This is a genomic window from Paracoccus sp. Arc7-R13 (genome assembly GCF_004010775.1).
GTDB classification, from domain to species: Bacteria; Pseudomonadota; Alphaproteobacteria; order Rhodobacterales; family Rhodobacteraceae; genus Paracoccus; species Paracoccus marcusii.
Genome location: NZ_CP034810.1, coordinates 841665 through 865287 on the forward strand (window position 1 = coordinate 841665; position 23623 = coordinate 865287).

Annotated in this window: 25 protein-coding genes; 17 read left to right on the forward strand and 8 right to left on the reverse strand. The window is 69.3% G+C overall.

Going from position 1 to position 23623, the window contains the following annotated elements:
* Window positions 1-24: 24 nt before the first annotated feature.
* Both EOJ32_RS04180 and EOJ32_RS04185 read right to left on the reverse strand, forming a co-directional pair.
* Window positions 25-1197: an acetyl-CoA C-acetyltransferase gene (locus EOJ32_RS04180; RefSeq protein ID WP_045983644.1), complete on the reverse strand. Its 1173-nt coding sequence runs from the start codon at window positions 1195-1197 to the stop codon at window positions 25-27.
* Window positions 1198-1326: 129 nt separating this feature from the next.
* Window positions 1327-2127, reverse strand: a complete 801-nt coding sequence (locus tag EOJ32_RS04185) for an EAL domain-containing protein (RefSeq protein ID WP_127899280.1) — start codon at window positions 2125-2127, stop codon at window positions 1327-1329.
* Between the two features lie 111 nt (window positions 2128-2238).
* On the opposite strand from EOJ32_RS04185, the gene EOJ32_RS04190 reads away from it, so the two are divergent.
* Window positions 2239-2814 carry a DNA-3-methyladenine glycosylase I gene (locus EOJ32_RS04190; RefSeq protein WP_127897794.1) on the forward strand — a complete coding sequence of 192 codons (576 nt, stop codon included), beginning with the start codon at window positions 2239-2241 and terminating at the stop codon, window positions 2812-2814.
* On the opposite strand, the gene EOJ32_RS04195 is transcribed toward EOJ32_RS04190, so the two are convergent.
* A complete protein-coding gene (locus EOJ32_RS04195) occupies window positions 2792-3340 on the reverse strand; it encodes a TlpA disulfide reductase family protein (RefSeq protein ID WP_127897795.1) in 549 nt (182 codons plus the stop codon). The genes EOJ32_RS04190 and EOJ32_RS04195 overlap by 23 nt on opposite strands.
* 23 nt (window positions 3341-3363) lie before the next feature.
* On the opposite strand from EOJ32_RS04195, the gene argH reads away from it, so the two are divergent.
* From argH to EOJ32_RS04210, 4 genes are read left to right on the forward strand one after another with little or no spacing between them, the layout of a single operon-like run.
* Window positions 3364-4764 (forward strand): argininosuccinate lyase, encoded by a 1401-nt coding sequence (argH, locus tag EOJ32_RS04200; protein WP_127897796.1) that lies wholly within the window; start codon window positions 3364-3366, stop codon window positions 4762-4764.
* Window positions 4761-4928, forward strand: a complete 168-nt coding sequence (locus tag EOJ32_RS20040; protein ID WP_164871393.1) for a hypothetical protein — start codon at window positions 4761-4763, stop codon at window positions 4926-4928. Before argH ends, EOJ32_RS20040 begins: the two co-directional genes overlap by 4 nt.
* Window positions 4929-6194, forward strand: a complete 1266-nt coding sequence (gene lysA / locus EOJ32_RS04205) for a diaminopimelate decarboxylase (RefSeq protein WP_127897797.1) — start codon at window positions 4929-4931, stop codon at window positions 6192-6194.
* The gene (locus tag EOJ32_RS04210; protein WP_240542492.1) at window positions 6185-8737 is read left to right on the forward strand and encodes a DUF4175 domain-containing protein; all 2553 of its coding nucleotides are present in this window, start codon (window positions 6185-6187) and stop codon (window positions 8735-8737) included. Before lysA ends, EOJ32_RS04210 begins: the two co-directional genes overlap by 10 nt.
* 4 nt (window positions 8738-8741) lie before the next feature.
* On the opposite strand, the gene EOJ32_RS04215 is transcribed toward EOJ32_RS04210, so the two are convergent.
* Entirely contained in the window at window positions 8742-9533 is a 792-nt protein-coding gene (locus EOJ32_RS04215; RefSeq protein WP_127897798.1) for a zinc-ribbon domain-containing protein, read from the reverse strand.
* Between the two features lie 113 nt (window positions 9534-9646).
* Here EOJ32_RS04215 and EOJ32_RS04220 point away from each other — a divergent pair, with 113 nt between their 5' ends.
* Genes EOJ32_RS04220 through EOJ32_RS04230 form a run of 3 tightly spaced genes read left to right on the forward strand, consistent with a single transcriptional unit; the run spans window position 9647 to window position 12041 of the window.
* The gene (locus EOJ32_RS04220; RefSeq protein ID WP_045982482.1) at window positions 9647-10321 is read left to right on the forward strand and encodes a cell division ATP-binding protein FtsE; all 675 of its coding nucleotides are present in this window, start codon (window positions 9647-9649) and stop codon (window positions 10319-10321) included.
* Window positions 10321-11232: an ABC transporter permease gene (locus tag EOJ32_RS04225; RefSeq protein WP_045982483.1), complete on the forward strand. Its 912-nt coding sequence runs from the start codon at window positions 10321-10323 to the stop codon at window positions 11230-11232. The genes EOJ32_RS04220 and EOJ32_RS04225 overlap by 1 nt, the downstream gene beginning before the upstream one ends.
* Window positions 11229-12041 (forward strand): 1-acyl-sn-glycerol-3-phosphate acyltransferase, encoded by an 813-nt coding sequence (locus EOJ32_RS04230; RefSeq protein ID WP_127897799.1) that lies wholly within the window; start codon window positions 11229-11231, stop codon window positions 12039-12041. Before EOJ32_RS04225 ends, EOJ32_RS04230 begins: the two co-directional genes overlap by 4 nt.
* Here EOJ32_RS04230 and EOJ32_RS04235 read toward each other — a convergent pair.
* From EOJ32_RS04235 to EOJ32_RS04245, 3 genes are all read right to left on the reverse strand, one after another.
* On the reverse strand, window positions 12026-12256 hold the full coding sequence (locus EOJ32_RS04235; protein ID WP_127897800.1) for a hypothetical protein: 231 nt from the start codon (window positions 12254-12256) through the stop codon (window positions 12026-12028). The genes EOJ32_RS04230 and EOJ32_RS04235 overlap by 16 nt on opposite strands.
* A 357-nt stretch (window positions 12257-12613) precedes the next feature.
* Window positions 12614-13576 (reverse strand): acetyl-CoA carboxylase carboxyltransferase subunit alpha, encoded by a 963-nt coding sequence (locus tag EOJ32_RS04240; RefSeq protein ID WP_127897801.1) that lies wholly within the window; start codon window positions 13574-13576, stop codon window positions 12614-12616.
* A 107-nt stretch (window positions 13577-13683) separates the two neighbouring features.
* The gene (locus EOJ32_RS04245; RefSeq protein WP_127897802.1) at window positions 13684-14868 is read right to left on the reverse strand and encodes a MalY/PatB family protein; all 1185 of its coding nucleotides are present in this window, start codon (window positions 14866-14868) and stop codon (window positions 13684-13686) included.
* A gap of 78 nt (window positions 14869-14946) precedes the next feature.
* Between EOJ32_RS04245 and def (EOJ32_RS04250) the strand changes: the two genes are divergently transcribed.
* The 4 genes from def (EOJ32_RS04250) (at window position 14947) to EOJ32_RS04265 (ending at window position 17361) form a co-directional block, all read left to right on the forward strand.
* Window positions 14947-15468: a peptide deformylase gene (def, locus tag EOJ32_RS04250; RefSeq protein ID WP_045999944.1), complete on the forward strand. Its 522-nt coding sequence runs from the start codon at window positions 14947-14949 to the stop codon at window positions 15466-15468.
* Entirely contained in the window at window positions 15461-15976 is a 516-nt protein-coding gene (def, locus tag EOJ32_RS04255; RefSeq protein WP_239441312.1) for a peptide deformylase, read from the forward strand. Before def (EOJ32_RS04250) ends, def (EOJ32_RS04255) begins: the two co-directional genes overlap by 8 nt.
* Before the next feature lie 2 nt (window positions 15977-15978).
* On the forward strand, window positions 15979-16479 hold the full coding sequence (gene def, locus EOJ32_RS04260; protein ID WP_045982489.1) for a peptide deformylase: 501 nt from the start codon (window positions 15979-15981) through the stop codon (window positions 16477-16479).
* 144 nt (window positions 16480-16623) lie between these two features.
* Window positions 16624-17361, forward strand: a complete 738-nt coding sequence (locus tag EOJ32_RS04265) for a calcium-binding protein (protein ID WP_045982490.1) — start codon at window positions 16624-16626, stop codon at window positions 17359-17361.
* A 48-nt stretch (window positions 17362-17409) separates the two neighbouring features.
* Here EOJ32_RS04265 and EOJ32_RS04270 read toward each other — a convergent pair whose 3' ends face one another.
* On the reverse strand, window positions 17410-18078 hold the full coding sequence (locus EOJ32_RS04270) for a GntR family transcriptional regulator (RefSeq protein ID WP_045982495.1): 669 nt from the start codon (window positions 18076-18078) through the stop codon (window positions 17410-17412).
* Between the two features lie 156 nt (window positions 18079-18234).
* Between EOJ32_RS04270 and EOJ32_RS04275 the strand changes: the two genes are divergently transcribed.
* From EOJ32_RS04275 to EOJ32_RS04295, 5 genes are all read left to right on the forward strand, one after another.
* Window positions 18235-19161, forward strand: coding sequence for a sugar phosphate isomerase/epimerase (locus EOJ32_RS04275; protein WP_127897804.1), 927 nt, complete (start codon window positions 18235-18237; stop codon window positions 19159-19161).
* Window positions 19158-20864, forward strand: coding sequence for a dihydroxyacetone kinase family protein (locus EOJ32_RS04280; RefSeq protein ID WP_127897805.1), 1707 nt, complete (start codon window positions 19158-19160; stop codon window positions 20862-20864). The genes EOJ32_RS04275 and EOJ32_RS04280 overlap by 4 nt, the downstream gene beginning before the upstream one ends.
* Before the next feature lie 57 nt (window positions 20865-20921).
* Window positions 20922-21980: a 4-hydroxythreonine-4-phosphate dehydrogenase PdxA gene (locus tag EOJ32_RS04285; protein ID WP_127897806.1), complete on the forward strand. Its 1059-nt coding sequence runs from the start codon at window positions 20922-20924 to the stop codon at window positions 21978-21980.
* A 58-nt stretch (window positions 21981-22038) separates the two neighbouring features.
* Window positions 22039-23040 (forward strand): tripartite tricarboxylate transporter substrate binding protein, encoded by a 1002-nt coding sequence (locus EOJ32_RS04290; protein ID WP_127897807.1) that lies wholly within the window; start codon window positions 22039-22041, stop codon window positions 23038-23040.
* Between the two features lie 61 nt (window positions 23041-23101).
* Window positions 23102-23617, forward strand: coding sequence for a tripartite tricarboxylate transporter TctB family protein (locus EOJ32_RS04295; RefSeq protein WP_164871394.1), 516 nt, complete (start codon window positions 23102-23104; stop codon window positions 23615-23617).
* The last annotated feature ends 6 nt before the right edge of the window (window positions 23618-23623 follow it).

A 23623-nucleotide genomic window follows, 5' to 3' on the forward strand; every position in this document is an offset into this window, starting at 1 on the left:
AAGATAATTGCGCGCCGAATTGGCTCAGCGTTCCAGGCACATGGCGACGCCCATGCCCCCGCCGATGCACAGCGTGGCCAGGCCCTTTTTCGCGTCGCGGCGGCGCATCTCGAACAGCAGCGTGTTCAGGACGCGCGCGCCCGAGGCGCCGATCGGGTGACCGATGGCGATGGCGCCGCCGTTGACGTTCACGATGGACGGATCCCATCCCATGTCCTTGTTCACCGCACAGGCCTGGGCGGCAAAGGCCTCGTTCGCCTCGACCAGGTCCAGATCGCCGACCGACCAGCCGGCCTTCTCCAGCGCGCGGCGGCTGGCTGGGATCGGGCCGGTGCCCATGATCGCCGGGTCCAGGCCCGCGGTGGCATAGCTTGCGATGCGCGCCAAGGGCGTCAGGCCGCGGCGCGCGGCCTCGTCCTCGGTCATCACCATGACCGCGGCCGCGCCGTCGTTCAGACCGGATGCATTGGCCGCGGTGACCGATCCGTCCTTGGTAAAGGCGGGGCGCAGCTTCTGCATCGCCTCGATCGTGGCGCCGTGGCGGATGTATTCGTCCTTGTCGACGACCGTCTCGCCCTTGCGGGTCTTGACGGTATAGCCGACGATCTCGTCGTCAAAGCGGCCTTCCTTCTGGGCGGCTTCGGCCTTGTTCTGAGAGGCCAGCGCGAATTCGTCCTGCTGGTCGCGGCTGATCTGCCACTTGGCGGCGACGTTCTCGGCCGTCTGACCCATGTGATAGTTGTTGAACGCGTCCCATAGCCCGTCGCGGATCATCGTGTCGATGAACTGCATGTCGCCCATCTTATGACCGGCGCGCAGATAGGCGGCATGCGCCGACAGGGACATGCTTTCCTGACCCCCGGCCAGCACCACGCGGGCGTCGCCCAAGATCACCTGCTGCGCGGCCAGCGCGACGGCGCGCAGGCCCGATCCGCAGACCTGGTTGATGCCCCAGGCCGAGGATTCCTGCGGCAGGCCGGCCTTGATATGCGCCTGGCGGGCGGGGTTCTGGCCCTGCGCGGCAGTCAGCACCTGGCCCAGGATCGTCTCGTCGACCTCGGCCGCGTCGATGCCGGCGCGGGCGACAACCTCGGCCAGGACGGCTGCGCCCAGGTCATGGGCGGGGACATTCGCAAAGGCCCCCAGGAAACTTCCGACCGGGGTGCGGGCGGCGGAAACGATTACGGCTTTGGTCACGGCAGACTCCTTCGCATCAGTGCCGGACGAACCGGCCTGGGGTCAGGATGCTGTTTCGGGACGCTACGTCAAGTCGAAGCCTTGGGACTTTCGGATGATGGCCCCCGCCCGGATGGGCGGAAGTCGCCGTCAGCGGCTGGCCAAGGACGGGGGTTTCTTCCAGGGCGGGGCAATGGTCGGGGCCCCGAAATAGTAGCCCTGCAGGCAATCGATGCCGATATCGATCAGGAAGGCGGCCTCGTCCGCCGTCTCGACCGATTCCGCCACGGTGAACATGTTGAAATGATGCGCGATGGATTGCAGCGCGCGCGTCAGGACCTGATTGTCGGGCTTGGTCGCGATCTCGCGGATGAACTGGCCGTCGATCTTGATCATGTCGAAGCAGAAGTCGCGCAGATAGCGGAACGAGGTATAGCCCGCCCCGAAATCGTCCAGCGCCAGGCTGATGCCGTATCCCTGCACCTCGGCCATGAAGGTCTGGACCTCCTCGGGCATGCCCATGGCGCTGCTTTCGGTGATCTCCAGGATCAGGCGTTCGCCCAGGGTGGTGTCGTCGGACACCCCGCGGCGCAGGGTGTTGATCCATTCGGGATACAGGATCGAGCGTGCCGACATGTTGATCGACAGGCGCAGGCCCGGATCCTCGGCCAGGGTCTGCAGGCCCAGGGACAGCGACAGGCAGTCGATCTTGCGGCCCAGTTCCGTGACTTCGGCCTGGGGCATGAAATCGCGCAGGGGCACCAGGCGGCCGCTGTCGTCGATGATGCGGATCAGTCCCTCGTAAAAGGCGGGGGTCTTGGTGCGCTGCGCCTGGACGATGGGCTGGAAGGCCAGCGTCGCGCTGCCCTTTTCCACCGCCGACGTGACAGCCGCCAGGGTGATGCGGTCCTGATGGCGGATCGCGTCCTCTAGGGGCGAGCTGTTGTCCATAATTCTGTCGCTCACGGGCGGCCTCTTACCGAGTCGGGTCTGCTTGCAGTCTGCCCATATTGGCTTAACCTGCCGTGAATCGTGATCTCTTTCTCAGGTTTGGGTTAACAGATGATGGACCGTTGCGGATGGTGCGGCGATCTGCCGGTCTATGTCGCCTATCACGACACCGAATGGGGCGTGCCCGAACGCGACCCGCGCGCGCTGTGGGAAAAGCTGGTGCTGGACGGGTTCCAGGCGGGCCTGTCCTGGATCACCATCCTGAAGAAACGCGATGCCTTTCGCGCCGAGTTCGACGGGTTCGACCCCGAACGCGTGGCGGCGTGGGACGCGGCGCGGATCGACCGTGCGCTGACGAACCCCGGCATCATCCGCCACCGCGGCAAGATCGAGGCCACCGTGCGCGGCGCCCGCGCCTTTCTGGACATCGAGGCGTCCGAAGGGTTCGCCCCCTGGCTGTGGTCCTTTGTCGGCGGCGCGCCGATCCAGAACGACTGGCCGGACCTGGGACACGTCCCCACCGACACGCCCGAATCGCACGCGATGTCCAAGGCGTTGAAGGCACGCGGTTTCGGGTTCTGCGGTCCGGTGATCACCTATGCCTTCATGCAGGCCACGGGCATGGTGAACGACCATGTCGTGACCTGCCACAGGCATGGTCCCGTCAGGGCGCTGTCAGCTGGGTGAGCAGCGTCTTGGCGGCGTTCGAATCCCATTCGGCGTCGCCCAGATAGCGGGCGACCTCGCGGCCCTCGCGGTCGATCAGCACCGTCACGGGCAGGCCCACGACGCCCATCTCGCGCGCGACCTGCTGGCGCGGGTCCAAAAGGACCGGCAGGTTCTCGACGCCGACCTCGGCATAGAAATCGTCGATGCGCTCGACCGCGTTGCGTCCGGTGGCGATCGTCACCACCTCGAAGTCGTCGCCGCCCAGTTCGGCCTGCAGGCGGTCCAAGGCGGGCATCTCCTCGCGGCAGGGCGCGCACCAGGTGGCCCAGAAGTTCAGCAGCACGACCTTGCCCTGCCAGTCGGCCAGGGTGTGGGTGCCGCCGTCGCGGTCGGTGAACTCGGCGGCCGCCACGCGGGCGGGGTCTTCGGCCACGACCAGCTTGTCCAGCCCCCCGTCGCGCGCCGCCTGCCAGTCGGGGCCTGCGGCGAAGGCGGTGTTTGCACCGAAAACAAGGGCCGTATAAAGCAGGGCGGAACGCAGCATGTGACCTCCGAAGGACGTACTTGATGACCGACCGGCCCCAGACCACCGCCAACAGCATGTGGGGCGGGCGCTTTGCCGCCGGTCCCGACGCGATCATGGAGGCGATCAACGCCTCGATCGGGTTCGACCGGCGGCTCTACGCCCAGGATATCCGGGGCAGCCGGGCCCATGCGGCGATGCTGGCCGCCACGGGCATCATCAGCGATAGCGATGCCGAGGCCATCGGGAAAGGCCTGCTCACCGTCTTGTCAGAAATCGAGGCCGGCCAGTTCGCCTTCCGCACCGACCTGGAGGACATCCACATGAACGTGGAGGCCCGCCTGAAAGAGGTCATCGGCGAACCCGCAGGCCGCCTGCACACGGGCCGGTCCAGGAATGACCAGGTGGCGACCGATTTCCGGCTGTGGGTGCGCGACCAGTGCGACGCGGCCATCGACGGGCTGACCGCGCTGATCCGCGCGGCTTTGTCGCAGGCCGAAGGCGGCGCCGATTGGGTCATGCCGGGCTTCACCCATCTGCAGACCGCGCAGCCGGTGACCTGGGGCCACCACATGATGGCCTATGTTGAGATGTTCGGCCGCGACCTGTCGCGGTTCCAGGACGCCCGCAAGCGCATGAACGAATCGCCCCTGGGGGCCGCGGCGCTGGCGGGCACGGGCTATCCGATCGACCGGGACATGACTGCTGCGGCCCTGGATTTCGACCGTCCCATGGCCAACAGCCTGGACGCGGTCAGCGACCGGGATTTCGCGCTGGAGTTCCTGGCGGCCAGCAGCATCTGCGCTGTCCACATGTCGCGCCTGGCCGAGGAGCTGGTGATCTGGTCGTCGGCACAGTTCCGCTTCGTGTCCATGTCGGACAAGTGGTCGACCGGGTCGTCGATCATGCCGCAGAAACGCAACCCCGACGCGGCCGAGCTGATCCGCGCCAAGATCGGCCGCATCCTGGGGGCCACGGTCGCGCTGTTCACGGTGATGAAGGGCCTGCCCTTGGCCTATTCCAAGGACATGCAGGAAGACAAGGAGCAGGTCTTCGACGCCGCCGACACGCTGATGCTGGCGCTGGCCGCGATGACCGGCATGCTGTCGGACCTGACTGCGAACCGCGACCGGCTGGAGGCCGCGGCGGGGGCCGGGTTCTCGACCGCGACGGATCTGGCCGACTGGCTGGTGCGCGAACTGGGCCTGCCGTTCCGCGACGCCCATCACGTCACCGGATCGCTGGTGGCCCTGGCCGAACAGGGGGGCGTCGATCTGCCCGATCTGTCGCTGGCGCAGATGCAATCGGTGCATGGTCAGATCACCGACGATGTGTTCAATGTGCTGGGCGTGCACAATTCCGTCGCCTCGCGCCAAAGCTATGGCGGCACGGCGCCCGCGCAGGTGCGCGCGCAGATCGCCCGCTGGAAGGAGAAACTGGCATGAGAAACACGGTCATCATCGTCGTCGTCCTGGTCGTGGTCGTGGCCGTCCTGGCCAGCTGCGGCGTCGACGGCGCCCCGCAGCGCCCGGTCGAGAAGCCCCTGCAGCAGCAGATGGGCGTCACCGTCAGCGGCGATGCCCGGTTCGGCGTGTCGGCCGAGCTGTAGATGGACCACTTCCTCTACAGGAACGGCGAGCTCTACGCCGAGGACGTGCCCCTGTCCTGCATCGCGCAGCAGGTCGGCACACCCGTCTACGTCTATTCCGCGGCCACGCTGACGCGGCATTTCGGCCTGTTCCGGCAGGCGCTGGACTGGACCGACCACCTGGTCTGCTTTGCGGTCAAGTCGAACAGCAACCTGGCGGTGCTGAAGCTGATGGGCGATCTGGGCGCGGGCATGGACGTGGTGTCGGGCGGGGAATACGCCCGTGCCAAGGCCGCCGGCGTACCCGGCGAGCGAATCGTGTTCTCGGGCGTGGGCAAGACCATCCCCGAGATGCGCATGGCCATCGAAGGCGGCATCCGGCAGTTCAACATCGAGAGCGAGCCCGAGATGCGTGCCCTGTCCGCACTGTGCGTCAGCATAGGCGCCACGGTGCCGGTGGCGATCCGCGTGAACCCCGACGTGGACGCCAAGACGCATGAGAAGATCGCCACGGGCAAGTCCGACAACAAGTTCGGCATCCCGATTTCCCGCGCCATGGCCGTCTATGCCGAGGCCGCGTCCCTGCCGGGTCTGCGCGTCGTGGGTGTGGACGTGCATATCGGCAGCCAGCTGACCGATCTGGCGCCCTTCCGCGCCGCCTATCTGAAGGTGGCCGAACTGACCCGTGCGCTGCGCGCCGAGGGGCACGACATCACCCGCCTGGACCTGGGCGGTGGCCTGGGCATCCCCTATCGCCGCGACAACAGCGCGCCGCCTTTGCCCATCGAATACGGGCAGGTGATCCGCGAGACGGTGGGCGATCTGGGCTGTCAGATCGAGATCGAGCCGGGCCGCAACATCGTCGGCAATGCCGGCGTCCTGCTGTCGCGGGTGATCTATGTGAAGAACGGCGAGGATCGCGACTTCCTGATCGTGGATGCGGCGATGAACGACCTGCTGCGCCCGGCCATGTACGGCGCGCATCATGACATCGTCCCACTGGTCGAGCCCGCCGTCGGCGCGCCGGTGCGGCCCTATGACGTGGTGGGTCCGGTCTGCGAATCGGGGGATACCTTCCAGAAAGGGGCCGATCTGCCCGAACTGGCGGCAGGGGGGCTGGTCGCGTTCCGGTCGGCCGGGGCCTATGGTGCAGTGATGGCGTCGGAATACAATTCCCGCCCGCTGGTCCCCGAGGTGCTGGTGCAGGGCGATCACTTCGCCGTCATCCGGGCACGCCCCACGTTTGAGGAAATGCTGGCACGGGATAGCATCCCGGCATGGCTTTGATCGGGCGACAGCACGACACCGACAGCCCGGGGGCCGTCAGCCCCCGGACCCCCGAGGGTATTTTCACAACGGAGATGGGGCCGGTGGCCCGTGCCCTGCGCCTGACCCGCGCGGGCATGGCATGGGAACGCGCGGCGCGGGCCTTCTGGCCGCTGACGACGCTGCTGTTTTTCGGCATCGCGTTGCTGTGGCTGGGCGCGGTGGCGGCCTTGCCTCAAGTGCTGCTGCCTTGGCTGGCGGGCCTGTGGCTGCTGGCGGTCGTGATCGCGGCGGTGCGGGGCGGATGGCGCTTTCGCCGCGTGCGCCGGGCCGAGGCGCTGGCCCGGCTGGACCGCACCCTGCCCGGGCGCCCGCTGACCGCGCTGTCCGACCGTGCAGCGATCGGCGGCGAGGGGCCGCTGTGGCAGGCGCATCTGGCGCAGATGCGCGATGCCGCGCTGGCCGCGCGCGCGGTGCGCCCCGATGCGGACCTTGCCCGGCGCGACCCGTTCGCCCTGCGATTGGCGGGGCTGGTGGCGCTGGTGATGGCGCTGATCTTCGGGGGGGCGGGCCAGATGGGCCTGGGTCTGCGCGCCCTGGCCGCCACGATGGCCACGCCGCAGCCGGGCGCCGCGCCGCCGCAGGGGCCAGTCTGGGAGGGCTGGGCCGAACCGCCCGCCTATACCCGCCGCCCGACCCTGTACCTGAACGCCCTGGACGAGGGGCAGGTGTTGGACCTGCCCCAAGGCAGCACGGTCAGCTTTCGCCTCTATGCCCAGGGGGCAGAGGTGACCCAGGACATCGGACCCGTCACGTTGGACGATCCGACGGCGCCGGCATTCCGGGCCGACCGCACTGGCAGCATCGACGTCCAGGGACGTCGTTTCGCCGTGACCGTACAGCCCGATGCCGTCCCGGTGATCCGCGCAGGCGCCGCGCCCACGCGCCGCGCCGACGGGCGGATGATCCAGGATTACCAGGCCGGGGACGATCACGGCGTCATCTCGGCTCAGGCGGTCATCGCGCTGGACCTGGACGCGGTCGATCGCCGCTTTGGCCTGACCGTCGCGCCCGAGCCGCGCGACCCGGTGGCGCTGGACCTGCCCCTGCCACGGGGCGACCGCCGTGCGGTGCAGGGACAGCTGGCCGAGGACCTGTCGCGCCACCCCTGGGCCAACCTGCCCGTGACCGTCACACTGCGCGCGGTGGACGGGATCGACCAGGCGGGCCAGTCCGACCCGATGGCGCTGCCCCTGCCGGGGCGGCGGTTCTTCGATCCGTTCGCGGCCACCCTGATCGAGCTGCGCCGCGACCTGCTGTGGTCGCGCGAGAATGCCGGGCGCAGCGCCGAGATCCTGCGCGCCGTCACCTGGCAGCCCGAGGGGTTCGTCGAGGACGATCTGTATGCCGAGCTGCGCGCGGCGGTGCGGCTGCTGGACGGGGACGACCTGACCCCGGAAGCCCGCGACCGTCTGGCCGAGGTCCTATGGGAGGCCGCGATCCTGTTGGAGGATGGCGGTCTGTCGGATGCGCTGGAACGGATGCGCGCCGCGCAGGAGCGCCTGTCAGAGGCGATCCGCAATGGGGCCAGCCCCGACGAGGTCCAGCGGCTGATGGACGAGCTGCGCGAGGCGACCGACGCCTATACCGACATGCTGGCGCAGGAAAGCCAGCCGCAGGATCAGGCCGACAGCCCCGACCGGGGCGGCCAGCAGGGCCAGACCATCACCGCAGACCAGATCCAGGAGATGATGGACGAGATCCAGCGCCTGATGAACGAGGGCCGCATGGCCGAGGCGGAGGCCCTGCTGGACCAATTCAACCGGATGATGGAGAACCTGCAGGTTCAGCAGAGCCAGGGGCAGGGCGAGGGAGAGGGCCGGCAGGGTAGCCAGCCGATGAACCGCCTTGCCGACACGCTGCGCGAGCAGCAGGAGCTGTCGGACGAGGCGTTCCGCGACATGCAGCGCCAGTTCGGCCAAGGCCAGCAGCCCGGTGACGAGGGCCAGGACGGCGGCAGCATGGCCGACCGCCAGCGCGCGCTGCGCGAGGAGTTGGGCCAGCAGCAGGGGTTGATGCCCGGGCAGGGGTCACCCGAAGGCGACGCCGCGCGGCGCCAGCTGGACGAGGCCGGGCGCGCGATGGAGGAAGCCGAACAGGCCCTGCGAGACGGCGACATGGCCGGCGCGATGCAGCGCCAGGCCGATGCGATCCAATCCATGCGCGAGGGGATGCGCGCCCTGGGCGACATGATGGCCCAGGAGGGGCAGGAGGGGCAGGAGGGCCAGCAGGGCGGCGAGGGGCAGCAGCCCGGCCAGCAACCCGGCCAGTCGGCGCAGGGCAGCCAGGGGCAGCCTTATCAGGGTCGGCCGCAGTTGGACCCCCTGGGCCGCGAGAGCATGGGTGGCGGCAATGTCATCACCAACGGCGATCCGCTGGCCGAGGGGTTGGACCCCGCACGCCGTGCCCGCGACCTGCTGGACGAGATCCGCCGCCGCAGCGGGCAGCCGGACCGCCCGCAGGACGAACGCGATTACCTGGGCCGGTTGCTGGACCGGTTCTGACGGCTCAGCCGCCGACGCGGGCCGCCAGCCATTGCCGCAGTGCATCCAGCCCGTCACGCGCCGCAGCCAGCGTCCCCGACAACGGCCAGCCGCGCGTCTCGGCCACCGGGGCCAGCAGATAGACCGCCAGCACCGCCGCGGCGGCCAGCAGCGCCATCGTCATGCCCGCGCCGAAGCCGCGGCCCTGGCGCATCACCCGGATGGGCGTGGCCGTGGCACGGCGATGCACCGTGGTTTCAGCCTGCTGGCGCAATTCGGGCTGGCGCAGGTCCGGCTGGCGCCGTTCCGGTTCACGGGCGTCACGGGCGTCACGGGCGTCACGGGCGTCAGGGCCACTGGGTGCTTGGGCGCGGGGCGCATCCGAAATCGCGGGGGTCGGCGCCGCGATGTTCGGCGCCGCGATGGCCGGGGAAGGCGGGGGCAGGGCCGCGGGCATTGGGGGCAGCGTCACGGTGGTCGCGGGCCAGTCGATCTCCTCGGCGCCGGGGCGCGTGTCGTCCTGCCGTTCGGCGTCGCGCAGGCGGCGTTCGTGATCGACCTCGCTTTTCAGCATGTCCAGCACGTCCGGCGACAGGCGCGTGCGGGCCGGCGGCAGGGGGCGAGGCGTCTCGTCTTGGTCGGGGCGCCTGCTGAAGAACCGGCCCAGATCCAGTCGTCCCCCGGCGGCCGGGGGATGGGCCTGCCAGACATGGCCGCAGGCGGGGCATTCGACCTCGCGGCCGCCCTGGGGAATGGCGTCGGGGGGCAGCGCATATTCGGCGCGGCAACCCGGACAGATCAACTTGAATTCAGCCATGCCACCCTCGCATTCATCGTGCGGCTGTTCTATCAAGCGCGGGTCCGGCTTCCAAGTCGCGCCGGGCGCCAAGGGCCCGCACCAGACGGGTCGCAGCGGAAAAGAGGTGGCGCTTGATCGAGATGCGGGATGTCGGCTTCGGCTATCAGGGCCAGGACGAGCTGTTGTCGGGCATGACGCTGACCCTGCAGCCGGGCATGTTCCATTTCCTGACCGGACCGTCCGGATCGGGCAAGACCACGCTGCTGCGGCTGTGCTTTGCGGATCTTCTGCCCAGTTCGGGCCAGATGACGGCCTTTGGCCAGGACATGCGCGGGCTGTCGCGCGACGGCATCGCCGATCTGCGCCGCCGCGTGGGCGTGGTCCACCAGGACCCGCAGTTCCTGGACCATCTGCCCCTGGCAGAAAACATCGCGCTGCCCCTCTCCATCGCCGGAGAGGAGGTGGACATGGACGCGCTGCGCGATCTTCTGGGCTGGGTCCAGCTGTCCCAGCACGCCCGCGCCCTGCCGCCGTCGCTGTCGGGCGGCGAACGCCAGCGGGCCGCGCTGGCCCGCGCGGTGATCCTGTCGCCGGACCTGGTGCTGGCGGATGAACCCACGGGCAACCTGGACTGGGACATGTCCATGCGGCTGATGCAATTGCTGATCGAGCTGAACAAGTCGGGCAAGACTGTCCTGGTGGCGACCCATGACCTGAACCTGATCCGCGCCACCAAGGCGCAGGTGACGGCGCGCGTCCTGCGGATCACCGGCGGCAGCCTGCATCTGGCGGGGGCGGATCTCTGATGGGACGGCTGAATATCGGAAGCCTGTGGCAGGGCCTGACGGGTGACAAGGACGGCGCCGGCGACCGCATCGTGCCGCCGACCGGGTTCACGGCGCAGCTGACGCTGTTTTCCGCAGGCGCCATGGCGTTCCTGGCGGTGTTCGCGCTGGCGCTGGCGCTGGCGACGGGGCGGCTGGCCGACCGCTGGTCCTCCGAACTGGCCGGCAGCGTGACGGTCCGCGTCAGCGCGCCGGTGGCGGAACAGGACGCGCTGGTGCAATCGGCGCTGTCGATCCTGCAGACCACGCCGGGCGCGGGCACCCCGCGGCTGTTGCCCGAAGACGAGCTGGCCCAGCTGCTGGAGCCGTGGTTCGGGCCGGACATGCCCGTGGACGCGCTGCCCGTGCCCGCCCTGATCGACCTGCCCGTCGAGGGCGAGTTCGATGCCGAGGGCCTGCGCCTGCGCCTTGAGGCCGAGGTGCCGGGCGCGGTGCTGGACGATCACACCGAATGGCGCCGGCCGCTGGTCTCGGCCGCGAACCGGCTGCGGATGCTGGGCATCGTGTCGCTGATGCTGATCGGGGCCGCCTCGGCCGCGATGATCACGCTGGCGGCCAAGGCCGCGCTGGCCGCGAACGTCCAGGTGATCCGCGTCCTGCGCCTGATCGGCGCGCGCGACCTGACCATCGCCACGGCCTTCGTGCGTCGGTTCACCCGGCGCGCCGCGATGGGGTCCGCCGTCGGCACCGTGCTGGGCATGGGCGCGATCGCCATCCTGCCCGATGCCAGCGCCGCGGGCGGGTTCCTGACCGGGCTGGGCTTTCAGGGCGCCGACTGGCTGATGCCGCTGACCATCCCGCTGATCGCGGCGGGGGTGGGCTTTGTCGCCACGCGGTGGGCGGCGCTGAAGATGCTGGAGGCCGTGCGATGACCGACGGGGCGCGTCCCGGCGCGCTGACCCCCTGGCAGTACGTCCAGAACGTGCTGTTCTATGTCCATGTCGCCTGCGCAACGTTGATCATCGGCCTATTCGGCCTGCCTGCGCTGCGCCACGGGCGGGCAGGCGCGAACCGCATCGCCACGCGCTGGATCGCCTACATGGTCTGGGCCGCGCGCATCCACCTGCGCCTGACCTGCGAGATCCGCGGCACGCCGCCGACCCATGACTGCATCGTCGCGGCCAAGCACCAGTCGTTCTGGGACATCATGGTCATCGCCCATGCCGTCCCCCGCCGCGCCTTCATCATGAAGCGCGAGGTGATGCGCGTCCCGGTCATGGGCTGGTACGCGTGGAAGACCGGCTGCATCCCCATCGACCGGTCGCGCGGGCGCGACGCGATGGCCGCGATCAGCAGCACCATCAACCAGCGCCTGTCGGCCGAGGGGCTGGGCCAGCTGATCATCTATCCCGAGGGCACGCGCACCCTGCCGGGCCAGCGCAAGCCCTACAAGCAGGGCGTGGCCACGATCCGCGAGGGGACCGGCCTGCCGGTCGTGCCCGTCGCGGTGAACACCGGCATGTTCTGGCCGCGCAGCGGGTGGGGCATCCGCCCCGGCCGCGCGGTGGTCGAGTTCCTGCCGCCCATCGATCCCACCATCCCGGCCGAGGGTTTCCTGCCCCGCCTGCGGGCCGAGATCGAGACCCATTCCGATCGCTTGATGGCCGAGGCCGGGCTGGTCCTGCCGGAACTGGGCGACGCCGATGACGCCACCCGGAACCGCTCTCACCTCAGGTCGTAGTAGCGCGGGATATGCGGCCCCTGCGGCGGCAGCCCGATGTCGCGCCGCATGTGCGGGGACATCAGGTACGGATCGGGCGGCCGCGGCCGCCTGCGCCGTGGCAGCAGCGCCGCGCGGATCGCGGCCCATAAGACCGCCGTCGCGCCGTGTCGGGCGATCAGGCGGTGCATCGCGGGACGCAGGCGGGCGCTTTGCGGATGAAGATCGGCAATCATCGTCAGTCTCCGGAGATGAGGACCGGACAGGGCGGTGCCTTGTGCGGTCGATGGGGTTCAGGGAAGGGATGACGCCATGCGGACAGGCCCGCGGATCGCGGTCGTGTCAGGTCATGATGTCAGCGGGGTCTGCCTTGCGGCGGTCAGGCGCCTTGTCGCGACGACAAGGGACGCATCGAACCGGTGCGGGTCAGGGCGGGGGCATTGGCATATGATGTCATGGACCCCTCCTTTCGCGCATGCGTTGCGGGCAGGAGTGCAGGCTGGCCCAGCCTTGCATTTCGCGCAAGACGGCAAAACGCGACAGCCGCCCCAAGACGGGACGGCTGTTGCAGGCCGGTCACAGTATCGTGTGCGTCAGGCCGCGAGCCCCTTGGAGCCCATCGCCAGGAACTTGGCGCGGCGGTCCTTGATCAGCTGGTCGGGTTTCATGTCCGACATCTCGGCCAGCATCGCGGTGATCTCGGCGCCCACGGCAGCGATGGCCTGATCGGGTGCGCGCTGCGCCCCGCCCAGGGGTTCGGCGATGATGCGGTCGATCACGGCCAGCTTCTTCAGGTCCTGCGCGGTCAGGCGCAGCGCCTCGGCCGCGTCGCGCATCTTTTCGGCGTCCTTCCACAGGATCGACGCGCAGCCTTCCGGAGAGATGACCGAGTAGATCGAATGTTCCAGCATGGCGATGCGGTTCGCGGTGGCAAAGGCCACGGCTCCGCCTGACCCGCCTTCGCCGATGATGACGCTGACCAGCGGCACGCCGATCTCAAGGCATTTCATGGTGCAGCGGGCGATTGCCTCGCTTTGTCCCCGTTCTTCGGCGCCCTTGCCGGGATAGGCGCCGGGCGTGTCCACCAGCGTGATCACGGGCAGGCCGAAACGGTGCGCCATGTCCATCAGGCGGATCGCCTTGCGGTACCCCTCGGGGCGGGCCATGCCGAAATTGTGGTGGATGCGCGACTTGGTGTCGTTGCCCTTCTCATGGCCGATCACCACGCAGGGCGCGTCGTTGAAGCGCGCCAGGCCGCCCATCACCGCGTGGTCGTCGCCAAAGGCGCGGTCGCCCGCCAGGGGCGTGTATTCGGTGAACAGCGCCTGGATATAGTCGCTGCAATGCGGGCGGTCGGGATGGCGGGCGACTTGCGTCTTCCGCCAGGGGTCCAAGGTCTTGTAGAGGTCGCGCAGCAGGTCCGACGACTTGCGGTCCAGCGCCGCGGCCTCCTTCTCGACGTCGAGGGTGCCGTCGCCCTTGCGGGCCATGGCGCGAAGTTCCTCGGCCTTGCCCTCGATGTCGGCGAGCGGTTTTTCGAAATCCAGATAGACCATGCGGCATGCCTTTGGGGTTCGGGTTTGGCGCTATATAGGTCGGTGCGGGACGGGTTGCAACGCGGGCGCGGCGGCCGGCATCCGCGGGGCCGGGCGCCGCGCCCGCGTCACTGCAGGTCGGCGAAGGCCGCGCGCAGCCGGTCCGCCGCCTCGATCACCCGCGCCCGCGGCGTCGCGATGTTGAAGCGCATGAACCCGTCGCCGCCCAGCCCGAAGGTCGCGCCGTGATTGGCCGCGATCCGGGCGTCGTCCTGGATGCGACGGGTGATTTCCGCGTCGGTCATGCCGGTGTCGCGGAAATCGACCCAGGACAGATAGGTTGCCTGCAGGGGCATCGACCGCAGACCGGGAATCGCGTTCACCGCCTGATCGAAGATCCGCCGGTTGCCGTCCAGGTAATCGACCAGCGCATCGACCCAGGCCGCGCCCTCGGGCGAATAGGCCGCCGCGACCATGTCCTGGCCCAGCATCGCCGGAGAGATCCCCGCGGCGGCCAGCGCGCCCTGGAACCGCGCCCGCAGGCCGGGGTCGGGGATGATCGCGTTGCCGATATGGGCGCCCGCGATGTTGAAGGTCTTGGTGGCGGCGGTCAGCGTCACCAGGCGCGGCAGGATGTCGGGTGCCACGGTCGCCATCATCCGGTGACGGGGGCCGCCCGGCAGGACCAGGTCGGCATGGATGTCGTCCGAGATCAGGATCAGGTCGTGGCGGTCGCAGAAATCGGCGACCTGGCGCAGTTCGGCTTCGGACCAGACGCGGCCGCCGGGATTGTGCGGCGAACACAGGATCATCATCCGTTCGCGCCCGGTCAGCATCCCTTCCCACGCGTCCCAGTCCAGGGCGTACTGGCCGTCGGTCATCGCCAGGGGCAACTCGACCAGGTCGCGGCCGGCGGCGCGGATCACCCGGCCGAAGGCGTGATAGACCGGCGCCATCACGACCACCCCGTCGCCGGGCCGCGTATAGGCGTTCAGCGCCATCGCGACCGCGTTGACCAGCCCCGCGCAGGTCAACACCCATTCGGGCCGGATCTGCCAGCCGTGGCGATGCGCCATCCACCAGCCGATCGCCGCCAGATAGGGCGGGTTCGCGCCGGGATAGCCATAGACGCCATGCGCCGCGGCGCGGTCCACCGCCGCCTGGACCGCCGCGGGGGGCGCGAAATCCATGTCGGCCACCCACATGGCCAGGCCGTCATCGGCGCCCACGCCGTATGCGGCCTGCATGTCGTCCCACTTGCTGCAATGCGTGCCGCGGCGGTCGATGATGCGGTCGAAATCGGGCTGGGTCATGGGGGCTCCTGCGGGCTGCGTCACCCTAGCCTAGCGGGGTTGTTGCTTATGGTGAAGGCTTGCCCTAAATCCCTTGCCATGAGCCTGAGACCCATCCTGATCCATCCCGATCCGCGCCTGAAGAAGGTGGCCCAACCCGTGGCCCGCATCACGCCCGAGATCGAGACATTGGCCGCGGACATGCTGGCCACCATGTACGAGGCGCCCGGCATCGGCCTGGCCGCGCCGCAGATCGGCGTGGGCCTGCGCGTCTTCACCATGGATGCCAACCGCGACCCCGAGGCGCCGCGCGCGCCCCTGGTGCTGGTCAACCCCGAGGTGACCTGGGCGTCGGACACGCCCAACACCTATGAGGAGGGCTGCCTGTCCATCCCCGACCAGTACGGAGAGGTCACGCGGCCCGCGCAGATCCGCATGCGCTGGCTGGGGCTGGACGGCAAGACCCACGAACGCGAGTTCGACGAGTTGTGGGCCACCTGCGCCCAGCACGAGCTGGATCACCTGGACGGCGTGCTGTTCATCGATCACCTCTCCGCCATCAAGCGGCAGATGATCACCCGCAAGATGGTCAAGCTGAAGCGGGACCTGGCCCGTGCCTGATCGCACGGGTGCCAGCGGCTGGATGCGCCCCGACCTGCCGGGGGATCTTGGCCGCGGCACCCTGCGCGACATCGTCCTGTGGCCGGACCCGCGCCTGCGCCTGCGCGCGGAACCCGCCGGCTACATGACCGGCCCCGAACTGCGCGTGCTGGCCGCCGACATGCTGGCCACCATGTATCACGCCCAGGGCCGCGGCCTGGCCGCCCCGCAGATCGGCGTGCTGCGCCGGATCTTCGTCATGGATGCCGGCTGGAAGGACGGCGCGCCCGCCCCCCTGGTCCTGATCGACCCCGAGATCCTGGTCAGGTCGCCGCAGACTGAGACCGCGCCCGAAGGGTGCCTGTCCATTCCCGGCGGCCCCGTCGAGGTCATGCGCCCCGCCGCCATCGGAATCGGCTGGTATGATCTGGACGGCCGCTATCAGGTGCGCGACATGCAGGGTCCCGCCGCCCGCATCGCCCAGCACGAGGTCGATCACCTGGACGGCCTGTTGATCGTGAAGGACTGACCATGGCCGCGCGCGCGTTCCTGCCCTATGCCGACCCCCGCCTGCACCGCCCCGCCGCGCCGGTGGCAGAGATCACCGAATCCGTCCGCATGATCTGGGACGACATGGTCGACACCATGGAGGCGATGCCCGGCGTGGGCCTGGCCGCGCCCCAGATCGGCATCATGATGGCGCTGGCCGTCGTCGATGCCTCGGGACCGCGCGGACAGGCGGTCCGCATGGCCAACCCCCGGATCCTGCATGCCAGCGTGAAGCTGCGCGAGCACGAGGAGGCCAGCCCCAACCTGCCCGGCGTCTCGGCCCCGATCAGCCGCCCCCGGGCGGTCACGGTGCGGTTCCTCAACCAGGACGGCGTCGAGGAGGACCGCGATTTCGTCGGCCTGTGGGCCACCAGCGTCCAGCACCAGATCGACCACCTGGCCGGGCGGATGTATGTCGATCACCTGACCCCCCTGCGCCGCAAGATGCTGGTCGCGCGGTCGGCCAAGCTGCACCGCCGCTGATTTTTTCCGTCGTTATGGAATAGAACGACCCGTCGTGCCGTTCTGCTGTCGAACGGCCCGAAAGGCCGTCCGTGCAACGGGGACCGGCGTCGCGCCCCGTCGCAAGATCGCCGCGGCGCCGGGATTTTCAGAAGGATGCACCCCATGGCACGACTGTTCGGAAATGACGACGACAACCGCCTGACCGGCACCAACGTGGCCGACCTGATCTATGGCCGGTCGGGCGACGACGCGCTCTATGGCTTTCGTGGCAACGACACGATCGACGGAGGCGAGGGCAACGACCGCATCTGGGCCGGCGAGGGCGCGAACCGCGTGTCCGGCGGCTCGGGCAACGATCGCATCTGGGCGGGCGCGGGCAACGACGTGATCGCCGCGGGCGAGGGCAATGACATCGTCGCCGCCGGCCACGGCAACAACCGCATCTGGGGCGGCGATGGCGACGACGTCCTGTACGCCGGCGCCGGGCGCGATACGCTGGACGGCGGTGATGGGAACGACCGCATGGCGTCGGGGGCGGGCAACGACATCCTGACCGGGGGCGAGGGCGACGACCGGATGATCGCGGGCTTCGGCGCCGACCGCCTGATCGCCGGAGAGGGCAACGACACGCTGAACGGCGGGCTGGGCAACGACACGATGACCGGCGGCGAGGGGGCGGACGTGTTCGTCTTCAACGGCGGGCGCGACCGGATCACCGACTTCGAGAACGGCGACGACGACATCGACCTGCGCGCCCTGGCCAATGTCGACAACTATGCCCAGATCCGCGGCGCCGCCGTGCAGAGCGGGTCCGACGTCGTGCTGAGTTTCGGCCCCAACCAGCTGGTCATCGAGGATTTCCGCCTGAACCAGATGAGCAGCGACGACTTTTCCTGGTAATATCTTTAGACGGTCCCCCCGCGCAGGTTCGCCCTGCGCGGGGTGTTTTCATGTCTGCGCAGGCAGGTCGTCGCGCACCCGCTCCCACGCCAGGGTCAGGTGGCGGCCCAGGATGTCCGACAGTCCGTCCGAATCCCGCGCCTCCAGCGCCGCGATCATCCGTTCGTGCTCGGCGACCGCGCTGGCCCATTTTTCCGCACCTTCGTGCCCGATGAAGCGGACGCGCTTCAACCGGGTCTGCAGGCGGGCATGCACCTCGGACAGGGCACCGTTGTCGGCAAGTGCCACGATGGCCGTATGGATCGCCTGGTTCAGCTTGTAATAGGCCATGCGGTCGCGCCGGGCATAGCAGTCGAGCATCCTGTCATGCAGCGCCCGCACGCCCGCGATGCCCGCATCCGTCGCCTGTGCGCAGGCGATGATCCCCGCCTGCTGCTCCAGGATGCGGATCACCTCCAGCATGTCGCGGACCTCGCGCGCGCCGAACTGCTTGACCACCGCGCCCCGTGCCGGGACCAGTTCGACCAGCCCCTCGGATGCCAGGTACTTGATCGCCTCGCGCAGCGGCGTGCGGGACACGCCCAGCTGCTGGCCGATCTGGCCCTCGTTCAGGCGGGTCCCGGGTGGCAGCTGCCCCTCGATGATCATGTCGCGCAGCCGCGACAGGATCGCGTCCAGCAGGGGCAGGCGTTCGATGCGGGCGTCTGTGTCTGACATGTCGGTTACCGGCGTCTCCGTTGGCGCGTCTGTCTCTGGCTATGACGGAGGGGGTGGCAAGTCAATATTGCCTTCTGTGTGTTGTATACAGAATTATTGATACGCTTTTGGGGCCGTGCTAGCAAGAACCCGGGACGTGATTCGGAAGGGGGATCGATGTCGGGGAACACCATGCGTTGGACGCCGCAGGACTGGCCCATCGCCTGTGCGATGATCCCGTTCGCATCCGTCCAGGATGCCGGGCCGGCCGCCTGGGCACGCGATCTGGGGCAGGTCGCGGCGGCGGGGTTCGATGCAGTCGATCCGACCGACAGCTGGCTGCGGCTGGCCGATCTGGACGATGCTGGACGGGCGCGGTTCGTGGCGATCTGCCGTGACCTGGGACTGACCGTTCCGGCCATCTCGACCTCACGGCGCAGCGTGATCGACCCGGTGCAGGGTGACGACCATCTGGCCTATTGCCATCGTGTCATCGACTGCGCCGCCGATCTTGGCGCGGGGCATGTCAGCTTTGGCCTGTTCGGCCCGCTGAGCGACGCGCAGCGCGCCGCCCTGTGGTTCTGGACCGAGCCGGGGGTGACGAACCCCGACGATCCCGCCACCCGCGCCCTGGCCGTCGCCCGCATCCGCGACCTGGGCCGCCACGCCGCCGATCGCGGCATCCAGGTCGCGCTGGAGATGTACGAGGACACCTATCTGGGCACCGCCTCCGACGCGGTCGCCTTCGTCACCGACGTGGACCTCCCGTCGGTCCGGCTGAACATCGATATCGGCAACCTGATCCGCCTGCATCGGCCCGTGCAGCCCTGGGCGGAGATGATCGCGCTGTGCGCGCCCTTCGCGGGCTACTGGCACGTCAAGAACTACTACCGGATGACCGACCCGTCGGGGGTCATCCTGTCCCATCCCGCGCCCATGATGGGCGGCACCATCAATTGGCGCGCGGCGATCAACACCGCGCTGGACCTGGGCTTTTCCAGCCCCTTCCTGGTCGAGCATTACGGCGGCGACGGACTTGGGGTCTGCGCCGAGAACCGCGACTACATCCGCCGCATCCTGGCGCAGAGAAGGACCCTGCCATGACCAAGATCGTGGACCGCCCCGAGGATTTCGCCGCGACCGCGCTGGCGGGATTCTGCGCCGCCAATGCCGACCGTGTCATTCCCGTCCCGCACGGCGCGTTGCGCGCATATGCCGGGGCGCCGGGCAAGGTGGCCTTGGTCGTGGGCGGAGGGTCGGGGCATTATCCGGCGTTCCTGGGCTATGTCGGTCCGGGCCTGGCCGACGGGGCGGTGGCGGGGGACGTGTTCGCGTCACCCTCGACCAGTGCGGTGGTCGGGGTGGCGCGGGCGGCGGACCTGGGCGGAGGCGTCATCCTGGGCTTTGGGAACTATGCGGGCGACGTGCTGAACTTTGGCGCCGCTGCCGAACGTCTGCGCGCCGAAGGGATCGATGCGCGCATCCTGGCCGTGACCGATGACGTGGCCAGCGCGCCCGCGACCGACGCCGCGCGCAGGCGGGGCGTGGCGGGCGACCTGCTGGTCTTCAAGATCGCCGGTGCCGCGGCCGAGGCGGGCCTGGACCTGGACGCGGTGATGGATCTGGCCAGACGCGCCAATGCGCGGATCGTGTCCTTCGGGCTGGCCTTCGACGGCTGCACCCTGCCGGGACAGGCGGCACCCCTGTTCACCGTGCCCGAGGGGCAGGTCGCCCTTGGCCTGGGCATCCACGGAGAGCCGGGGATCGCCGAGCAGGCCATCCTGCCCGCTGCCGATCTGGCCCGGATGCTGCTGGAGCCGCTGCTGGCGGAACGGCCCCAAGGCCATGACGGCCGCGTGGCCGTGGTCCTGAACGGCCTTGGCCGCACGAAATACGAGGAACTGTTTGTCCTGTGGCATCACCTGACCGGGCTGATGACCGACGCTGGCCTGACCGTCATCGATCCCAAGGTCGGAGAGTTCGTGACCAGCCTGGACATGGAGGGGTGCTCTCTGTCGATCCTGTGGCTGGACGATGCGCTGGCCGATCTGTGGCGTGCGCCTGCTGATGCACCCGCCTTCCGCAAGGGGACCGTGGCTGCCCAGGGCGCGCGTCAGGTGGCCCGCGAAGGGGCAGCCATCGCAGCGGTTCCGCGCGGCGAACCCGCCAGTGCGGAGCAGGCCGGCTGCGTGGCCGACATCGTGGCGCGGTTGGCCCGGGCGCTGGCCGAGGCAGAGGCAGAATTGGGCCGCATCGACGCCATCGCGGGCGACGGCGATCACGGCCAGGGCATGGCGCGCGGGTCTGCGGCAGCCGCCCTTGCGGCACGCGATGCGGCGGCGCAGGGCGCGGGCGCGGGCACCGTCCTGTCGCTGGCGGGCGACGCCTGGGCGGATCGCGCGGGCGGCACGTCGGGTGCCCTGTGGGGCGTGGCCCTGCGTGCTTGGGGGCAGGCGCTGGGCGATACGGATGTGCCCGATGCGGCCCGCGTGGCCGCAGGGGCGCGGGCGGGGATCGACGCAGTGACCCGCCTGGGCGGCGCGCGGCCCGGCGACAAGACGCTGGTCGATGCCTTTGCGCCCTTCGTCGACACGCTGCAGGGGCAGGTTGCCCAAGGTGCCGCGCTGGCCGATGCCTGGGATGCCGCCGCCCGTGCGGCGACCGCCGCCGCCGACGCCACCGCGGACCTGACGCCGCGCCTTGGCCGGGCACGCCCGCTGGCGGAACGCAGCATCGGGCATCCCGATGCGGGCGCGATCTCGCTGGCGCTTTGCGCGCGGGTCGTGGCCAGGGCGCTGGCCCGATAAATTCGGGCGGCGCGACCGACGCGCCGCCCACCAACAATATTCCAGACGGAGAGACACATGCGCATTGCTTTGGCCTTGGGGGATGCCGGGGGCGTCGGCCCGGAACTGGCGGCGAAACTGCTGGCCCATGACGACATGAAGGCGTTGGACGTGATCGTCGTGGGCGATGCGCGGGTGCTGGAGATGGGCGCGCGCCATGCAGGGGTCACGCTGGACCTGCCGCGGATCGGCGCCGATCAGGTCGGCCCCGACATGGCGCCGGGCCATGTGCTTCTGGATCTGGCGAATTGCGCGGTGGACGGCATGACCCTGGGCCAGTCCAGTGCCCATGCCGGCGCGGCCAGCCTGCAGAATTTCGGCTGCGTGCTGCAGCTGGCAGGGGCGGGGATCGCGGATGCGGCGATGTTCACGCCCTTCAACAAGCATTCGATGCGGCTGGCCCGGCCCAGCTATGTCGACGAGATCGGGTTTATCGACGCGGTTCTGCACGCGGATCGCAGTGGGCGAGAGTTCAACGTCCTGGAGGAGGTCTGGAACGCCCGCGTGACCAGCCACATCCCGCTGCGCAAGGTGGCCGAGACGCTGACCACCGAACGCATCCTGGACAGCCTGCGCCTGACGGCCGAGGTGATGGCCGGTGCGGGCAAGCCCGGCGCGCGGATCGGCGTCGCCGCGCTGAACCCCCATGCGGGCGACGGCGGCAATTTCGGCCACGAGGATGACGAGATCCTGGCCCCCGCCGTGGCGCACGCCGTGGCCCTAGGCATCGACGCCAAGGGGCCGATCCCGTCCGACACCGTCTTCGTGCGTGCCATCCGCGGCGAATTCGACGCAGTGCTGACCATGTATCACGACCAGGGCCAGATCGCGATGAAGCTGATGGGCTTTGACCGCGGCGTAACGCTGATCGCGGGTTACGGCTTTCCGATCGTGACGCCCGCGCATGGCACGGCCTTCGACATCGCGGGGCAGGGGCGGGCCGATCTGGGCGCGACGCTGACCGCCGCGCGCCTTGGCCGCGACCTGGCCGCGCTGAACCCAGCACGCGCGCCGCGCGCGTTGCCCGCGGGCTGGGCGCAGGCAGAAGTCGCCCCGACATTGCTGGTCGCCGAATAGGCGCCCGGTCTTCTTCCCGCCGCAAGCGGGTCGCATCATCTTTGGGAGGAGAGATAAAATGACCATCAAGACCGCATTGATCGCAGGCACCGCCCTGCTGGCAGCCACCGTCCCGGCGCTGGCGGAATGGACCCCCGAACGCCCGGTGGAATTCGTCGTGGCATCCGGGGCCGGCGGCGGGACCGACAATTTCGCCCGCACCATCCAGGCCGCGCTGACGCGCAACGACATCCTGGACCAGAACATCGTCGTGCTGAACAAGGGCGGCGGTTCGGGGGCCGAGGCGTTCCTGTACGCCCGCCAGAACGCCGCCGATCCGCACAAGCTGATCTTCGGGACGAACAACGTCTATCTGCTGCCTCATGTCGCGCAGCTGGCCTATTCGGCCGAGGACATGCAGCCCGTCGCAGCGCTGGCGCTGGACGAGTTCCTGATCTGGGTCAAGGCCGACGCCCCCTGGCAGACCTCGATGGAGCTGATCGAGGCGGCCAAGGCCGAACCCGGCACCATCGTCTTTGGCGGCAGCCAGTCCAAGGACACCGACGAGACGCTGGTCGCGCTGATCGAACAGACCACCGGGGCCGATTTCAAGTACGTCCCCTTCAACGGCGGCGGAGAGGTCGGCGTGCAGCTGGCCGGCGGCCATATCGCCGCGAACGTCAACAACCCGAACGAGAACATCGGCCAGTGGCAGGCGGGCGCGATCCGTCCGCTGTGCGTGTTCTCGCCCGAACGGATGGCGGAATCCGAGCCGGTCAGCGGCGACATGGGCTGGCACGACATCCCCACCTGCGCCGAGCAGGGGCTGGAGATCGAGCGGTACCAGATGCCACGCACCGTCTGGCTGCCCGCGGGCACGGACCCCGAGGTGGTGGCCTTTTACCAGGACGCCCTGACCCGCGTGGCCGAGACCGAGGAATGGAAGGACTACCTTGCCAAGACCTCGCAGACCGCGGCGGTGCTGACCGGGGACGAGCTGACCGCCTTCATCGAGGAGAACGAGGCCGCGACCGTGACCGTCTTCGAGGCCGAGGGTTGGGTCACCGCCGCCGCGCAGTAAGCGCATCGGGGCATCCGGGATCATCCGGATGCCCCTTTTGCCAATGGGGAAAGGGAGGGTCATGACCGTCAGACGTTTTCATGCCGAGATCGGCACGGCAATCACCACCGGCACATTGGGCGTGGCGGCCATCATCGGCGCCGCCGAACTGGGCACCGGGTGGAGCGATCATGGCCCGCAGCCGGGCTATTTCCCCTTCTGGGTGGCGATCGTCCTGATCGCGGGTAGCCTGTGGAACCTGGGCGGCGCGCTGGTTGCGCATCGCAAGGCTCAGCGCACGGCCCCCGACCCCCTGGATGACCCGGAGGAGCCGTTCCTGCCGCGCCAGAACCTGATCCGCATCGCGACCTTCCTGGGGGCGATGACGGCGTTCGTCATCGGCATGCTGACGGTCGGCTTCTATGTCGCGGCGACCTTCTACATCGGGCTGACCGCCTGGCGGCAGGGCGGGTTCCGCCTGTGGAAAGGCCTGGCCATCGGCGCGGGTTTCGCCGTCAGCCTGTACCTGATCTTCGAGACGATCTTTCAGATTCCGCTGTTGAAGGGGCCGCTGGAGCCGCTTCTGGGCATCTATTAAGGGGCC

What these genes read in the sequence shown, in the direction of transcription:
- EOJ32_RS04185 (WP_127899280.1), bottom strand. Translation starts at nt 2,127, where the DNA reads ATGGACAACAGCTCGCCCCTAGAGGACGCGATCCGCCATCAGGACCGC.
- EOJ32_RS04190 (WP_127897794.1), top strand. Translation starts at nt 2,239, where the DNA reads ATGATGGACCGTTGCGGATGGTGCGGCGATCTGCCGGTCTATGTCGCC.
- EOJ32_RS04195 (WP_127897795.1), bottom strand. Translation starts at nt 3,340, where the DNA reads ATGCTGCGTTCCGCCCTGCTTTATACGGCCCTTGTTTTCGGTGCAAAC.
- argH (WP_127897796.1), top strand. Translation starts at nt 3,364, where the DNA reads ATGACCGACCGGCCCCAGACCACCGCCAACAGCATGTGGGGCGGGCGC.
- EOJ32_RS20040 (WP_164871393.1), top strand. Translation starts at nt 4,761, where the DNA reads ATGAGAAACACGGTCATCATCGTCGTCGTCCTGGTCGTGGTCGTGGCC.
- lysA (WP_127897797.1), top strand. Translation starts at nt 4,929, where the DNA reads ATGGACCACTTCCTCTACAGGAACGGCGAGCTCTACGCCGAGGACGTG.
- EOJ32_RS04210 (WP_240542492.1), top strand. Translation starts at nt 6,185, where the DNA reads ATGGCTTTGATCGGGCGACAGCACGACACCGACAGCCCGGGGGCCGTC.
- EOJ32_RS04215 (WP_127897798.1), bottom strand. Translation starts at nt 9,533, where the DNA reads ATGGCTGAATTCAAGTTGATCTGTCCGGGTTGCCGCGCCGAATATGCG.
- EOJ32_RS04225 (WP_045982483.1), top strand. Translation starts at nt 10,321, where the DNA reads ATGGGACGGCTGAATATCGGAAGCCTGTGGCAGGGCCTGACGGGTGAC.
- EOJ32_RS04230 (WP_127897799.1), top strand. Translation starts at nt 11,229, where the DNA reads ATGACCGACGGGGCGCGTCCCGGCGCGCTGACCCCCTGGCAGTACGTC.
- EOJ32_RS04235 (WP_127897800.1), bottom strand. Translation starts at nt 12,256, where the DNA reads ATGATTGCCGATCTTCATCCGCAAAGCGCCCGCCTGCGTCCCGCGATG.
- EOJ32_RS04240 (WP_127897801.1), bottom strand. Translation starts at nt 13,576, where the DNA reads ATGGTCTATCTGGATTTCGAAAAACCGCTCGCCGACATCGAGGGCAAG.
- EOJ32_RS04245 (WP_127897802.1), bottom strand. Translation starts at nt 14,868, where the DNA reads ATGACCCAGCCCGATTTCGACCGCATCATCGACCGCCGCGGCACGCAT.
- def (WP_045999944.1), top strand. Translation starts at nt 14,947, where the DNA reads ATGAGCCTGAGACCCATCCTGATCCATCCCGATCCGCGCCTGAAGAAG.
- def (WP_045982489.1), top strand. Translation starts at nt 15,979, where the DNA reads ATGGCCGCGCGCGCGTTCCTGCCCTATGCCGACCCCCGCCTGCACCGC.
- EOJ32_RS04265 (WP_045982490.1), top strand. Translation starts at nt 16,624, where the DNA reads ATGGCACGACTGTTCGGAAATGACGACGACAACCGCCTGACCGGCACC.
- EOJ32_RS04270 (WP_045982495.1), bottom strand. Translation starts at nt 18,078, where the DNA reads ATGTCAGACACAGACGCCCGCATCGAACGCCTGCCCCTGCTGGACGCG.
- EOJ32_RS04275 (WP_127897804.1), top strand. Translation starts at nt 18,235, where the DNA reads ATGTCGGGGAACACCATGCGTTGGACGCCGCAGGACTGGCCCATCGCC.
- EOJ32_RS04280 (WP_127897805.1), top strand. Translation starts at nt 19,158, where the DNA reads ATGACCAAGATCGTGGACCGCCCCGAGGATTTCGCCGCGACCGCGCTG.
- EOJ32_RS04285 (WP_127897806.1), top strand. Translation starts at nt 20,922, where the DNA reads ATGCGCATTGCTTTGGCCTTGGGGGATGCCGGGGGCGTCGGCCCGGAA.
- EOJ32_RS04290 (WP_127897807.1), top strand. Translation starts at nt 22,039, where the DNA reads ATGACCATCAAGACCGCATTGATCGCAGGCACCGCCCTGCTGGCAGCC.
- EOJ32_RS04295 (WP_164871394.1), top strand. Translation starts at nt 23,102, where the DNA reads ATGACCGTCAGACGTTTTCATGCCGAGATCGGCACGGCAATCACCACC.